The sequence below is a fragment of the Microbacterium sp. genome (assembly GCF_030149085.1).
Lineage (GTDB): Bacteria > Actinomycetota > Actinomycetes > Actinomycetales > Microbacteriaceae > Microbacterium.
On record NZ_JASBSF010000248.1, the window covers coordinates 1 to 14,191 of the forward strand.

11 protein-coding genes, 1 pseudogene and 1 riboswitch are annotated in these 14,191 nt (G+C 68.2%); of the genes and pseudogenes, 4 read left to right on the forward strand and 8 right to left on the reverse strand.

Annotated features, from left to right (window positions below; translation table 11 throughout):
• Nucleotides 1–196 precede the first annotated feature (196 nt).
• From Q1V87_RS10065 to Q1V87_RS10080, 4 genes and pseudogenes are all read right to left on the reverse strand, one after another.
• Nucleotides 197–982, reverse strand: a pseudogene (locus Q1V87_RS10065) (FAD-binding protein); the annotation flags it as partial.
• Entirely contained in the window at nt 979–1,356 is a 378-nt protein-coding gene (locus Q1V87_RS10070; RefSeq protein WP_300592198.1) for a YrdB family protein, read from the reverse strand. The gene Q1V87_RS10070 and the pseudogene Q1V87_RS10065, both read right to left, overlap by 4 nt.
• 135 nt (nt 1,357–1,491) lie before the next feature.
• A complete protein-coding gene (locus tag Q1V87_RS10075; RefSeq protein WP_300592200.1) occupies nt 1,492–2,652 on the reverse strand; it encodes an N-acetylglucosamine-6-phosphate deacetylase in 1,161 nt (386 codons plus the stop codon).
• On the reverse strand, nt 2,649–4,205 hold the full coding sequence (locus Q1V87_RS10080; protein ID WP_300592202.1) for a family 20 glycosylhydrolase: 1,557 nt from the start codon (nt 4,203–4,205) through the stop codon (nt 2,649–2,651). The genes Q1V87_RS10075 and Q1V87_RS10080 overlap by 4 nt, the downstream gene beginning before the upstream one ends.
• An 82-nt stretch (nt 4,206–4,287) precedes the next feature.
• Nucleotides 4,288–4,371, forward strand: a riboswitch (ZMP/ZTP riboswitch).
• Nucleotides 4,372–4,424: 53 nt separating this feature from the next.
• Here Q1V87_RS10080 and glyA point away from each other — a divergent pair.
• The 3 genes from glyA to Q1V87_RS10095 all read left to right on the forward strand — a co-directional run bounded on the left by glyA (nt 4,425) and on the right by Q1V87_RS10095 (nt 7,740).
• A complete protein-coding gene (gene glyA / locus Q1V87_RS10085) occupies nt 4,425–5,699 on the forward strand; it encodes a serine hydroxymethyltransferase (RefSeq protein WP_300592204.1) in 1,275 nt (424 codons plus the stop codon).
• A gap of 118 nt (nt 5,700–5,817) precedes the next feature.
• Nucleotides 5,818–6,705 (forward strand): bifunctional methylenetetrahydrofolate dehydrogenase/methenyltetrahydrofolate cyclohydrolase, encoded by an 888-nt coding sequence (locus Q1V87_RS10090; protein WP_300592206.1) that lies wholly within the window; start codon nt 5,818–5,820, stop codon nt 6,703–6,705.
• A gap of 54 nt (nt 6,706–6,759) precedes the next feature.
• Complete coding sequence (locus Q1V87_RS10095) at nt 6,760–7,740, forward strand: DUF4436 family protein (protein WP_300592208.1); 981 nt, start codon at nt 6,760–6,762, stop codon at nt 7,738–7,740.
• Here Q1V87_RS10095 and Q1V87_RS10100 read toward each other — a convergent pair.
• From Q1V87_RS10100 to Q1V87_RS10110, 3 genes are all read right to left on the reverse strand, one after another.
• Nucleotides 7,737–8,180, reverse strand: coding sequence for a hypothetical protein (locus Q1V87_RS10100; protein ID WP_300592209.1), 444 nt, complete (start codon nt 8,178–8,180; stop codon nt 7,737–7,739). The genes Q1V87_RS10095 and Q1V87_RS10100 overlap by 4 nt on opposite strands.
• A gap of 51 nt (nt 8,181–8,231) precedes the next feature.
• Nucleotides 8,232–9,227, reverse strand: coding sequence for a DUF559 domain-containing protein (locus tag Q1V87_RS10105; RefSeq protein ID WP_300592211.1), 996 nt, complete (start codon nt 9,225–9,227; stop codon nt 8,232–8,234).
• Between the two features lie 270 nt (nt 9,228–9,497).
• Entirely contained in the window at nt 9,498–10,934 is a 1,437-nt protein-coding gene (locus tag Q1V87_RS10110; protein WP_300592213.1) for an XRE family transcriptional regulator, read from the reverse strand.
• Between the two features lie 117 nt (nt 10,935–11,051).
• Here Q1V87_RS10110 and Q1V87_RS10115 point away from each other — a divergent pair, with 117 nt between their 5' ends.
• Complete coding sequence (locus tag Q1V87_RS10115) at nt 11,052–12,914, forward strand: phosphoenolpyruvate carboxykinase (GTP) (protein WP_300592215.1); 1,863 nt, start codon at nt 11,052–11,054, stop codon at nt 12,912–12,914.
• A gap of 137 nt (nt 12,915–13,051) precedes the next feature.
• Here the strand turns inward: Q1V87_RS10115 and Q1V87_RS10120 are convergent.
• Nucleotides 13,052–14,191 (reverse strand): ABC transporter ATP-binding protein (locus Q1V87_RS10120; protein ID WP_300592217.1); only part of this gene is annotated, 1,140 nt, incomplete at its 5' end.

A 14,191-nucleotide genomic window follows, 5' to 3' on the forward strand; every position in this document is an offset into this window, starting at 1 on the left:
CGGAATATCCTGGGCTGCAGAGGCAAACCAGGGCAGGACGAGGAGGACAGACAAAACGCGGCGCATGGGAGCCATACGCCGCGTCTGAGGGATTCTTTGGAGTACTTTGCCTGAGCCGTTATTCATCCCTGCGGTTGTTGCCCAGCAGGAGCATCACGTAGTAGAGAAAGGTGCCCAGGGCACTGATGAAGGCGGCCACATAGGTCAGGGCTGCGGCATCCAGCAGCTCCATGATCGCTGGTTGCAGTCCCGTGGCGGTGACTGCGCTGCACGCACTCGCGGCGGTGCCGACATCCGTGAAGGTCGCGGCGATGGTGCACACCTCGCCCGGAACGAGCCGCCGGAGCTTCAGGGTTGCAGCCACCACGACACCGAGGATGCCTTCGGAACCGATCACCAGCGATGTGAGGTCGAGGCCCGTGACGCCCTTGACCGTGCGGTGACCCAGGTGCAGCAGTCGCCCGTCGGCGAGGACGAGATCGACGCCCAGGACGGCGTCTCGCACCACGCCGTACTTCGCGCACAAGAGGCCCCCGGCACCGGTGGCGATGTTCCCGCCGACAGTGGAGATATCGCGGCTGGCGGGATCCGGTGCCCACCACAGGCCGTGCTCGGCGAGCGCGCGGTTCAGGTCGGCGTTCAGGATGCCGGGCTCGACGACGGCCAGCAGGTCATCGGGTCGCACCTCCAGGATGCGATCCATCGCCCGAACCGAGAGCGCGATCTCGCCGGGTCCGGCGTTCGCGCCGCCGGCGAGTCCCGTCCCCGCTCCCCGGGTGACGACCGGAGTTCCCGTCGCCGACGCAATGCGCAGCGTCGCTTGGACGTCCTCGACGCTGCGGGCATGCATGACGGCGAGCGGGCGCCCGATGCTGGCGTGACCGGACTTATCGGCCCGGGCAGCTTCGAGCGAGGCATCCGTCGTGTCGAGCGCGTCGCCGAGTTCGGCACGCAGCCGCGCGAGGACCTCCCGGTCGCTCATGCCAGTCGGCGGCGCCCGGCGATCACGCCGACGGTGACGGCGATGACCCCGAAGATCAGGCCGACCCATACGAGGCCCACGCTCCACCACGCGATCGTCGCTGAGACATACACGAGGAGCTCAACGACTGCCCGCAGGAACGGATGCACGATGATCACCGCTCGGGGTGAGACAAACAGCGCCCACAGCAGGATGGCGACAACCGGCGCGACGATGCCCGCCACGATGTTCCAGGGGAACGGCCAGGCGGCGAACCCCCAGAACGCCAGCGTCCCGAACGCGAAAAGTTCGCACAGAACGGCGAGCACGTCGACCACGCTGAGTGCCGGGCGGGTCCCTGCGGGCAGGCCGGACGGGGTCGCTGATTCGGGCATATTTCCAGTCTAGGCCGCGTGAGTTGGGCGCATCTGGTCGTTATCGCGGCAAAGGTGGGCGCGAATCGTCGCGTCTGGACTGGGAGGCGACAGTTCGCGCCCATCTTTCCGTTGCCGCAGGGAAGGATGCTGGCCTCAGTGCACGCGCCGCCCGTCGAGCCAGACTCCGCGGACCGCGAGCGAGGCATCCAGCAGCACGGCGTCAGCGGCGAAGCTCGGGCGCAGGCTGCCGTGGCGATCCGCCACACCGATCGCCGCGGCCGGCGCGCGGGTGAGCGCGTCGACGGCCGCGGGCAGGTCGACTCCCGCCGCGAGGGTCACGCGAAGCGCAGCATCCTGCGTCAGGGTCGACCCCGCGATCGCGCCAGTCTCCACGAGGCGGGCGACACCGTCGACGACATCCACCTCAAGCGAGCCCAGCACGTAGCGGCCGTCACCGACGCCTGCCGCCGCCATCGCGTCGGTGATGAGCGCAATCCGTCCTGGCGCCGCGGCGAACAGGATCCGGATGAGCTCGGGATGCACGTGCACGCTATCGGCGATGACCTCGAGCGTCACGCGCGGGTCGGCGGTTGCCGCCCCGACCGGTCCTGGGGCGCGATGGAGCAGGGGAGGCATCGCATTGAACGCGTGGGTCAGGATGCTCGCGCCGGCCTCGAACGCCGCACGTGTCGCCTCGAGATCGGCATCCGTGTGGCCGACGGCGACGCAGACGCCCGCCTCCCGAAAGGCGCGGATCGCCTCGGCCGCGCCCGGTAGCTCTGGCGCTAGCGTCACCTGCCGGATCGTCCCCGCTCCGGCTTCGAGCAACGCGGCCACAGCGTCCGGCGTCGCCGCCCGCAAGGTCGCGGGATCGTGCGCGCCGCGGTGACCGTGATCCAGAAACGGCCCCTCGAGGTGGGAGCCGAGGATGCCGGCATCCGTCTGCGTCACCGCTGCAATCCGCGCGACCTGGGCTGTCAGGTGCTCGAGCGAGCCCGAAACCAGCGAGAGGACGGCCCGTGTCGTTCCGTGTGCGAGGTGCAGCGCGCGGGCGGCGCGGATGCCTGACTCGTCTCCCTCGTACGAGAACCCGCCGCCGCCGTGACCGTGGATGTCGATGAACCCCGGTGTGAGAACGGCGCCGGGTCCGGCGACCTCCCGCGCGTCGATGATTGTCGCCGCGGAGGCTCGCGACCGCCAGTCATCGCCGGTGCCGACGGCAGCGATGGTGTCACCCTGCATCTCGACCCAGGCGTCGCTCGTCTCGGCGCCGTCCGCGACGACCCGCGCGCTGTGGACGATCGTGGTGCTCACGATGCTCCCTCGCCGCTCCAGGGGATCTCGGGCGACCGGCGGAAGCCGATGCCGAGGGCCCTCCAGAGTCCCTCGAGTCTGCCGACCCGCTCGCGGAACGATTCCCAGCTGCGTAGCGGGTGCTCGCCGGTAGCCGGCGACCAGGCTGCCTCGGCTGCAGCAGCGATCCGCGGGAACACCAGCGTGTCGATATCGGCGGCGGTGCGCACGGTTTCGGTCCACAGCGCAGCCTCGACACCGAGGATGTCGCTCTCGGCTACCCCGTCGAGCACCGACGCCGGCTCCCACGCGTACGCGCGTTCCACGCTCGTGACACCGTTTGCCCAGGTCAGGCCGAGCTCCGAATCCGCGGAATCCTTCATGTCGAGGTAGACGGCGTCGGCAGGCGACAGGATGACGCGCCCGCCGCGCGTGACGAAGCCCCGCGCCTTCTCGTCCATGCCGTCCGTCGGCGAGACGAATCCCCAGTACTGACCGACGGTTCCCGGATGCAGGTCACTGGCCGCACCAGCTTCGTGCCACATCACGGGCACCTTCCCGGCATCCGCGACGATGCGTGACGCGAGGCTCACGAACGCGGCGTAGTCGGCGGGATCCGTGCCGAGGGCCTCATCCCCGCCGACGTGAAGGTAGGGTCCGGGAGTCATCGCGGCCAGGTCGGCGACGACATCCGTCACGAAGGCCTCCGTCGTGGGGGCACCGATCCGCAGGGAGGAGAAGCCGACCGCGATGCCCTCGTACGGCTCGCCCGCGAGGGGGATGGTGCTGCCGTAGGCCTCGACGACCTCGCGGATGTGCTCCGAGAGCACGGGAGGCTCGACGATGTCGGGGTAGGCGAGGCCGACCGCGTGGGTGTGTCCGGGAAGGTCGATCTCGGGCACGACGGTCATGTGGCGGGCGGCGGCGTACGCCACGATCCGGGCGTAGTCCTCGGCGGTGTAGAAGCCGCCGGAGTCCCCGCCGATGGCGGTACCGGATGCGAACCGGGTCAGTTCGGGGCGCGAGGGGATCTCGATCCGCCACCCCTGGTCATCGGTCAGGTGCAGATGGAGGTGATTGAGCTTGAGCTGCGCGGCTCGGTCGATGACGCCGAGCACCACCTCGACGGGGAAGAAGTGGCGCGCGACATCGAGCATGACGCCCCGGTACGCAAAGCGCGGTGCGTCGGTGATTTCTACAGCCGGGATGCGCCATCCGTCGTCAGTCTGCTCGATCAACTGCACGAGCGTTTGGATGCCGTAAAACAGGCCCGCAGCGTCCGACCCTGTCACCTCGACGCCCTCCGCAGAGGCGATCAGTCGGTAGGAATCGGGAGTGTCGGCATCCGTGACGGCCAGCGAGATGCCCGGGCCCGTTGCGGTGGAATCGAGGCTGATTTCGCCATCCGTTCGCGCAGATACGAGGTTCATGAGGATGCCGACCACGGTCTGGTCGCCGGTGACGGCGGTCCGCGCTCGCAGGCTGAAGCCCGGTCCTTCGCCCGCCACCACGTCGCGGGGGAGCGGCACGGGCCAGGCGGAGGTGGTTGCATCGCGGGGCTGCGTCCCGGTCATGTAAAGAGTCCTAACAAATAGCGTTGAGTAACTCTACCAACCGCGCTGTCGCGGATCGAGGGCTGAGTGCGATCCGGTATGCTCAGGATGTCGCGACTGGCGTTGAGGTGGATGACCACCGGGGAGCGACCGACACGGTACTCGACCGTACGCCTGGGTCGAGACGGAACCCCACCCGAAGCCGTCGTCCCCGCCCCGCAGCACAAGGAGCACAACGCCATGAGCGACTCGCTGTTCACCGCCCCGCTTGCCGAAGTCGATCCCGAGATCGCTCAGGTCCTTGACCGCGAGCTCGCTCGTCAGCAGAGCTACCTCGAGATGATCGCGTCCGAGAACTTCGTGCCCGTCTCGGTCCTGCAGTCGCAGGGCTCGGTGCTGACGAACAAGTACGCCGAGGGGTACCCGGGCAAGCGCTACTACGGCGGGTGCGAAGAAGTCGACGTCGCCGAAGAGCTCGCGATCGCCCGTGCGAAGGAGCTGTTCGGCGCCGCCTATGCCAACGTGCAGCCCCACTCCGGTGCCACGGCGAACGCGGCAGTCCTGCACGCGATCGCGCGCCCGGGCGATACGATCCTCGGTCTGTCGCTCGATCACGGTGGACACCTCACGCACGGCATGAAGGCCAACTTCTCCGGTCGCCTGTACGACATCGTTGCCTACGGGGTCGACCCCGAGACGAGCCTCATCGACATGGATGAGGTGCGTCGCCTCGCGCTCGAACACCGTCCGCAGGTCATCATCGCGGGCTGGTCGGCGTACCCGCGCCAGCTCGACTTCGCGCGGTTCCGCGAGATCGCCGACGAGGTGGATGCACTTCTCTGGGTCGACATGGCTCACTTCGCCGGTCTCGTGGCAGGTGGCGTGCACCCCTCGCCCGTGCCCCACGCGCACGTCGTGTCATCCACGGTTCACAAGACCATCGGCGGCCCGCGTTCGGGGTTCATTCTGACCAACGACGAGGCGCTTGCGAAGAAGATCAACTCGGCGGTCTTCCCGGGGCAGCAGGGTGGCCCGCTGATGCACGTGATCGCAGCGAAGGCGACGGCTTTCAAGCTCGCTGCGACCCCGGAGTTCCGCGAGCGGCAGCAGCGCACCGTGCGCGGGGCGAAGATCCTCGCCGACCGGCTCGCCCAGCGCGATGTGGCCGATGCCGGCATCGCTGTTCGCTCGGGTGGCACCGATGTGCACCTCGTGCTCGTCGACCTGCGGAACGCGGCGATCGACGGGAAGCAGGCGGAGGATCTGCTGCACGAGATCCAGATCACCGTCAACCGCAACGCCGTGCCCAATGACCCGCGCCCGCCGATGGTCACCTCGGGCTTGCGTATCGGGACGCCCGCGCTCGCCACGCGTGGTTTCGGGGACGCTGAGTTCGCCGAGGTAGCCGACATCATCGCGCTCGCGCTGCTGCCGAACCCCGACATCGACGCTCTTCGTGCGCGCGTCGCGACCCTGACCGAAGCCTTCCCGCTCTACCCGGGCCTGTCCCAGTAAGCCCGGATCGCTGCGGCATCCGGGTCTGGATGACGCGACCCCGCGCCCGTAGAATACCTATGGACGTAGTTATCCGTCCCGGGACGCGGATGTCGCGGGATGACGACAGGAGACGCGAATGACTGCACAACTACTCGACGGCACCGCGACCGCCGCCGCGATCAAGGGGGAGCTTCGTGACCGCGTCGCTGCCCTTGCGGAGCGGGGCATCGTGCCGGGCCTGGGGACACTGCTCGTCGGTGACGATGGCGCCTCGCGCTCGTACGTCACCGGCAAGCACCGCGACTGCGCGGAGGTCGGTGTCGCCTCGATCGCTGTCGAACTGCCCGCTACCGCAACGCAGGACGAGATCGCCGATGCCGTCCGTGCGCTCAACGCGGACCCCGCCGTCACCGGGTTCATCGTGCAGCTCCCGCTGCCGAAGGGTATCGATGAGAACGCCATCCTCGAGCTGATCGATCCTGACAAGGATGCCGACGGACTGCATCCGACGAACCTCGGTCGGCTCGTGCTCGGAGTCGACCCTGCTACCGCGGTTGCAGCGCCCCTGCCGTGCACGCCTGCCGGCATCATCGAGCTCCTCACTCGCCACGGCGTGCAGATCGCGGGCAAGCACGTCACCGTCATCGGGCGCGGCATCACCGTCGGTCGTCCGCTCGGGCTTCTGCTGACCCGCAAGGGCACTGACGCGACAGTCACGCTTACGCACTCGCGCACCCCCGACCTTGAGGCCCAGGTGCGCCGGGCCGACATCGTCGTTGCTGCCGTCGGGCAGCCGCACCTGGTGAAGCCAGAGTGGATTGCGCCGGGCGCTGCCGTGCTGGATGTCGGTGTGACCCGTGTCGGGACCACGGAGACCGGTCGCGCGAAGCTCGCCGGAGATATCGATCCGGCCGTGGCCGAGGTCGCTGGCTGGCTCTCCCCGAACCCCGGTGGTGTCGGACCCATGACCCGCGCGATGCTTGTCGCGAACGTCGTGGAGACCGCCGAACGCCTGGCCGGCTGACCCCGACCGCGGCGGCGGCCCGCGTCGGCATCCTTGCTCTGGCACAATGACGCCGTGACGTCCTCGACTCCTGCGCGACGCCGCGGCCGTCGCGCGGCCATGGTGGGCGGCATCCTCGCCCTCGTTTTGCTGTATGTCGTCGTGGTTCTGCTCTACGCGTCAGGCGGACGCATCGAGCGTGCGTCTGTGTCTAGCGGGGGCTCGGGGCAACCGCTCGTGCTCACCCTGACTCCTGCTGACGTGGACGCCGCGGCGAGCCACCTCACGCTGCGTATCACGCCCGGTCCCGACCTCGGTTCCTACTCGTCCGACCAATTCTCGATGGACCAAACTGTGCACGTCCTGGTCACCGGAACCGACGGGTCGCGCACGATCACCTACGGCGCGGATGAGGTCGTGGGGGCAGAGACCGTCGCGCTCACGCTCGACGGATTCATCGAGCAGTGGCCGTTCGACCGCTACACGACGGAGACGATGATCGTGCCGCTGCGCGAAGGAGCGGACGGCGAGGGCGTACCGATCCCGTACGAACTCGCGGTCGATGGTCGAGTCCCGGGTTGGAACGTCACCGCCCAGGCGGTGGAACTGCCCGCCATGGCCACCGAGGACGGGTTGATCACAACGCTCGGGGTTCAGTTCACCATCACACGAGCGGCTTCTACTATCGCTTTCGGCGTCGTGCTGTTGACGCTGATGGTGATCGCGCCGGTTCTGGTCCTGACCGCTGCGATCACCGTCTACCGGGGCCGCCGCAAGATCGAGGCGACCATGCTGGGCTGGTTCGGCGCGATGCTGTTCGCGACGATTCCGCTGCGCAACTTCCTTCCCGGTTCCCCGCCGATCGGCTCCTGGGTGGACTACCTCATCGTGCTCTGGGTGATCGCTGCGCTCATCGCAGGCTTGGTCATCTTCATCCTCGCGTGGCTCCGCAGTGGCCCGGCCGGCGTTGCCGCTGCCCAGCCTGCGGGCGACGCACACGTGCCGGGCGATGGATCCGACGCGGATGCCGGATCAGATGGCGGCGGGGACTCCTAGCCGCCGCGGGATTCGCGCCCGCGGGCGCCGTCCCAGAGGAGGCCAGCATGCGCTTCGAGGCGGTCATCAATGGCGTCGTAGATGAGCCACGCGATCACGAGCAACACCGGCGGGATGGCCCAGCCCCAGAAAAAGCCCGCGACGTTGACACCGGACAGAACGACGACGAGCACCCACGCGACTGCTGCGACGATGAGCACGACGGTGCCCTGAACGAGCTTTGCGCCTGTTCGCGTGAGGTCGCGGCTTGACCGTTCGGCGCGGCCTCCCAGCCAGCGTCCTAGGGCCGGCTTGACCCAGAGCGTCGCCAGGGCGAGGATCACGGCGGCCCACAGTACCGACCATCCGACCGAGACCTGCGGCATGATCAGACCGATCACGAGCAGCACGACAACGTCGAAAACGTAGAGAGTCACGAAGCGGATCAGCCAGGTGCGCACGGATCCACCCTGCCACGGATGCCGCGTCACGTCAGCCGGGATGCGCCGCTGCTAGTGGCCCCGCGCTCCCTCCCAACCATGGCGGTGGAGGGCGCTTCCGACCACCGCCGTCGCGCTCCCGTCTCGAATCCGTCGAGAGGTCAGGCGGACGACCTCCCACCCCTGCGCCGCCAGTGCCGCCATTCTGTCGATGTCGCGATTCCACTGTGCGCGATCGGTCCGGTGGTGATCCCCTTCGACTTCGACAATCAGGTCGAACGCTCGATGCATGCCGTCGACAATTGCTATCAGCGCTCCGTCCGCATCGCGGACCTCGACATCCAACTCCATGTCGGGCAGTCGCTCGGCCTCGGCATCCAATCGATACTCAGTCTCGAGCCGGGAAGCACTGCCGACGCGCACCGACGTCAGGGCACGAAGGAGCTCTTTGCGGTGCCGCCGCCCTGGCGCGAGCGCTGCTGCCTCCAACTGTGCGGGCGTGGCCAGTCGCGCGTTCGGCATGGCCCGACCCCGGTGGTCGCGAGGAACTCGTACGAAATGATCCCCCATGATCACGAGCCACCGTTCTGACAGCTCTCCGCCGAGCATCGCCCAGGTCGAGGCGGGAGTGGTCACGCGCAAGCCTTCGACATCCATCACGTACGCAAGGTGCTCGCGCGTCTGAAGGCCGGCCACGCCTCGGGCTCGCGCTGCCCGATGCGGGTGCGTGATGCCGACCGACAGGTCTGCGTCAGCGTCGAAGTCGTCGGGGAGTGGACACCCGAGAAGCGCTGCTGCCGTCATCCCTGTGAAGAATCCGCGCCGACTCATCACGCGGCTGTATGCGCGGGCCCGCTCGAGTACCCGGGCGCGGGCTCGGGCGTCGATCGCTTGCGGACCCTCGAACGCGGAGCGTGTCGCGGCCTCGGGACGAATCCGAGTGGCATGGAACGGGCGCTCGAGATCGGACCCACGCAGTCGCCGGGGACTAACACCCATCGCGCGCGCCTCTGCGTAGGCGAATGTGCCAGACAGCGTCGGAGGAAGCGAGGCGTGGCGGCGTGGCATCCGATCAGCATCCGGGGCGGGCCGCACCCGGGGCTGGCCGTTCAGGCAACTCCTGTCATCCTGCGCCGAACCTGGATGTGGGGAGGAGCCCATGCCGGACTCTCGAGCATCACTGTCTGATTCTCGCGCGCGGTCCCAACGGCGAAAGGTTGGCCTGAATTGTCGCTTGCAGGTCCTGAGGCGACAATTTGCGCCCACTTCTCGAGTCGAGACGACAATCTACGCCCACTATCGCGGGCGCGAGCGACCGGCGTGGACGCTGATGCTGGGTCAGGCGTGGCGTTCCAGAAACGCGTACACCTCGGAGTCATCGACGCCGGGGAAGTTGCCGCGGGGGAGCGGGGTGAACATCTGCATGTGCACACGGGCGCTCGGCCACGCCTTGCCCTCCCAGCGCGAGGTGAGCTCCGACGGAGCCCGGCGGCAGCACGCCTCGTCGGGACACGAAGAGACCGCGCGCTTGGTCGTCTCCCGGCCACGGAACCAGCGGGCGTCGTCGAACGGGACCCCCACACTGATCGAGAACTCGCCGTCGGCTGTCGTGCCGGTCTGCGTGGCGCACCAGAACGTCCCGGCGGGAGTGTCGGTGTACTGGTAATGCTCGGTCGTGCGGTTCTGCTCCGAGAATGCAGCGCGCGCCGACCACTTGCGGCACGCGATCTGCCCATCGACGGCACCCGTGACATCCATGGGCAGCGGAAGGTCGTCGTTCTCATAGACGCGCGAGATGGCCCCGGATCCATCGACGCGCAAGAAGTGCAGACGGATGCCGAGATGCTGTGTCATCAGGTTCGTCATCCGCATCGCAGCCGCCTCGTGCGTCACGCCGAACGCATCGCGGAAGTCCTCGACGGCGAGGTTGCGGTCTTTCTTTGCCTGCTGCAGGAACGCGACGCCGTTGGTCTCGGGGATGAGGCAGCAGGCGGCGAAGTAGTTGATCTCCAGCCGCTGCTGCAGGAAGTCGGCGTACGAGGTGGGCCGCTGGTGTCCGAGCAACCGGTGCGCCATCGCCTGCAATGCCATCGAGCGCAGCCCGTGGCCGCCCGGGATCGACGCGGGCGGGAGGTAGATGCGGCCGTTCTCGAGGTCGGTGACCGATCGCGCGGAGCGTGGCAGGTCGTTGACGTAGAGCAGCTCGAACCCGAGGCGCTCGGCCATGATGCTCACGGTGCGGTGGGTGAGGGCTCCTGACACGTGACCTGCGGCTGTGAGTTGCTTCTCAGCGAGCTTCTCGATCTCGGGGAGGTAATTGTCGCGATCCCGCATCCGCAGACGCAGCTCGGTGTTGGCCCGACGCGCCTCCTCGGGCGTCGCGATCGCTTCTCGCTCACGGCGATCGAGCTCCCGGTGCAGACCGAGTATCGACTCGATCGTCTCGTCGGGCGTTCCCTTGGTGACCTTGACCGGCGGAATGCCGAGCCTGCGAAACACGGGGCTTGCCTGCGCGCGTTCGAGTTCGATCTCCAGCGCCGCTCGGCGATTCGGCGGCTCAGCCGCCAGAAGATCGGTGACTTCCAGCCCCGTCGCGTGGGCGATTGCCTGCAGCAGCGAGAGCTTCGGCTCGCGCTTGCCGTTTTCAATGAGGCTCAGTTGGCTGCCGGCGACCCCGACCTGCGCACCCAACTCATCGAGCGTCCAGCCGCGAGCCACCCGTTCGTGACGGATGCGGTGCCCGAGTGTCACCAGTTCGAGGTTCGTGGGTGCCATTCCTTGATGCTAGCGAAAGAATCGGGGTTCTTATGGGGGTAGACGGCTTCAAACCCCGCTTCGCGTGCGGGAAAGTGGAGAACGAGCCCCCAGACGACGTCGCACACAGGAGAGACAATGGCCATCGCTGACATTACTCGCCCCACCACCTCGGCGCCCGCGTCGGCATCCGGCGACCTGCCATCGATCTCCGGCCCCGGCATGGATGCTCTGATCGAGTGGGTGGGCGAGATCGCAGCGCTCACCAAGCCCGATCGGATCCACTGGGTTAGCGGCTCCCGCGCCGAGAACGAGGCTCTGCTGCGCGAGCAGGTCGAGCAGGGCAAGCTCATCAAGCTCAACCCCGAGTGGCGGCCGGGCTCGTACCTCGCGCGCTCTCACCCGAGCGACGTCGCGCGAACCGAGGCCCGTACGTTCATCGCCTCGGAGCGGGAGGAAGATGCCGGCCCCACGAACAACTGGGTCGCGCCCTCCGAGATCCGTGCGACGATCACCCCGCTGTTCGACGGGTCGATGCGGGGCCGCACGATGTACGTCGTTCCCTTCTCGATGGGAGCCGTCGGCGGCCCGCTCTCGCACATCGGTGTGCAGGTCACCGACAGTGCGTACGCGGTGACCTCGATCGGCATCATGACGCGCGTGGGCACCGACGTCCTGCGGGAGATCGCGAACGGTGCGGCGTGGGTCAAGACCGTCCACTCCGTCGGGGCGCCCCTTGCTCCCGGCGAGGAGGACGTGGCCTGGCCGTGCAATGACGAGAAGTACATCGTGCACTTCCCCGACACCCTCGAGGTCTGGTCGTACGGCTCGGGCTACGGCGGGAACGCCATCCTCGCGAAGAAGTGCTTCGCATTGCGGATCGCATCCGTGATCGGGCGGGGCGAGGGGTGGATGGCTGAGCACATGCTGCTCATCCGTGTCATCAGTCCCCAGGGGAAGGCGTACCACATCGCCGCTGCCTTCCCGTCGGCGTGTGGCAAGACGAACCTCGCCATGCTGCGCCCGACGATTCCCGGATGGCGCGTCGAGACGCTCGGCGATGACATCGCGTGGCTGCGACCGGGTGAGGACGGACGCCTGTGGGCGATCAACCCCGAGGCCGGATTCTTCGGCGTCGCTCCGGGCACCGGTGAGTCCACGAACGTCACCGCGGTGGAGACCCTCTGGGGCAACACGATCTTCACGAACGTCGCCCTGCGTCCCGACGGGGACGTGTGGTGGGAAGGCCTGACCGATGAGCCGCCCGCAGAGCTGATCGACTGGGAAGGCAACCCCTGGACGCCGGCCTCCGGACGACCCGCCGCCCACCCGAACTCCCGCTTCACGGTGCGTGCCGACCAGTGCCCGCAGATCGCCGACGACTGGGATGCGCCCGAGGGTGTGCCGATCGACGCGATCTTGTTCGGGGGCCGCCGCGCGACGAATGTGCCGCTCGTGGTCGAGGCCACTGACTGGGCCCACGGGGTGTTCCTCGGCTCGACCATCTCGTCCGAGCGCACCGCCGCGGCCGAGGGCACCGTCGGTGAACTGCGTCGCGACCCGTTCGCGATGCTGCCGTTCTGCGGATACAACATGGCCGACTACTTCGGCCACTGGATCAAGATGGGCCAGAAGCTCCGCTTCGACCGCGCTCCGAGGATCTTCCAGGTCAACTGGTTCCGCAAGGGAACGGATGGCCGGTTCCTGTGGCCGGGATTCGGCGACAACTCGCGGGTCATCGAGTGGATCGTCCGGCGCGTCGACGGTGAGGTTCCCGCCATCGACAGCCCCATCGGGCGGCTCCCTCGCATCGAGGACCTCAACCTCGATGGCATCGAGGTGCCGGCGGAGGACCTCGAGGAGCTGTTCGCGGTCGACCCCCAGTCGTGGTTGCACGAGGCCGACCTCACCGAGGAGTTCTTCGGTGTCTTCGATGGTCGTATCCCGGCCCCGCTGAACGCGGAGCTCGCCGCCCTGCGTTACCGCCTCAAGTCCTCCTGACCCGGGCGTCCTCCTCCCGCCCGTACCCGGCGCAACCCGCGCCCCTCGCGAACCCACCCCTTCTTGCCCCAGCCCACAGGTTTCGGCCGCAGGAAGGGGTGGGTTCGTCGAGATTGTTGTTGGTTCGGCGGGGTGGGTCAGACCAGGAGCTGGTGGCGCGCGAGGTCGCGGTAGAGGGGCGTGGACTCGACCAGTTCGCCGTGGGTGCCCTGACCGATGACCTCACCGTTCTGCATGACGACGATCAGGTCGCTGTCGACGACTGTCGACAGGCGGTGGGCGATCACGATGAGGGTCCTTTCGGCCGCGACGGCATCGATGGCGTCACGCATCCGCTGCTCATTCAAGCCGTCCAGCGATGACGTCGATTCGTCCAGGAGCAGGATCGGCGGTGCGGCAAGCAGCGCACGTGCGATCGCGAGGCGCTGGCGCTCGCCGCCCGAGAGCATGACGCCGTTCTCGCCGACGGGCGCTTCCAGGCGGAGGGGACTGCGCTCGAGCACCTCGGTCAGGTTCACCGCGTCGAGGACGCGCTCGCAATCGGCATCCGTCGCGTCGGGCGAGGCGAGCCGGAGGTTCTGGGCGATCGTTCCGGCAAGGGTCGGTGCGTCCTGCTCGACGTAGCCCAACTGTGCCCGCAGCCGCTCACGGGGCAGCGTGCGGATGTCCACCCCGCCGAGCAGGATCGCCCCGCCGGTCGGGTCATAGAACCGCTCGATGAGCGCGAGCGTCGTGCTCTTCCCGGCCCCCGACGGGCCCACGATCGCCACGCGCGACCCCCGAGGGACGTGGAACGAGACGCCGCGCAGCACGTCGCCGGCATGATCGGATGCCTCGGACTGCGCCTGCGCGTTGGAGCCGGCATCCGTGCCGCCGTCGCCTGCAAGCGCGATGGCCGATGTGTCGACGTGCGCGCTCTCGAGCACGGCACGCGCTTCGGTCTCGGCCTTCCGACGCGCGGCGACAACGGCCTCGGGGTATCGGAACCAGACATCCCGGAACTCGATCGCGATCTCCCGCGGTTCCGGTGTCACGGATGCCGGGTCTGAGGCCGCGGCGCCCGCCATCTGTGACACCGGAACGGGGGAGGACTCGGTGACGGATGCCGCGAGCCGTGCGTCGTCGGCGTCCTCTGTCGGGAGATTGAGGATCTCTTGGATGCGGCCGAGCGCACCGAGGGCCTGGTTCACCGAGGTGATCGCCCCGAAGGCGGAGGCGAGCGGGCCGACCAGGAGGAACAGGAACATCACGAAGGTCACCAGATCGGCGACCGTGAT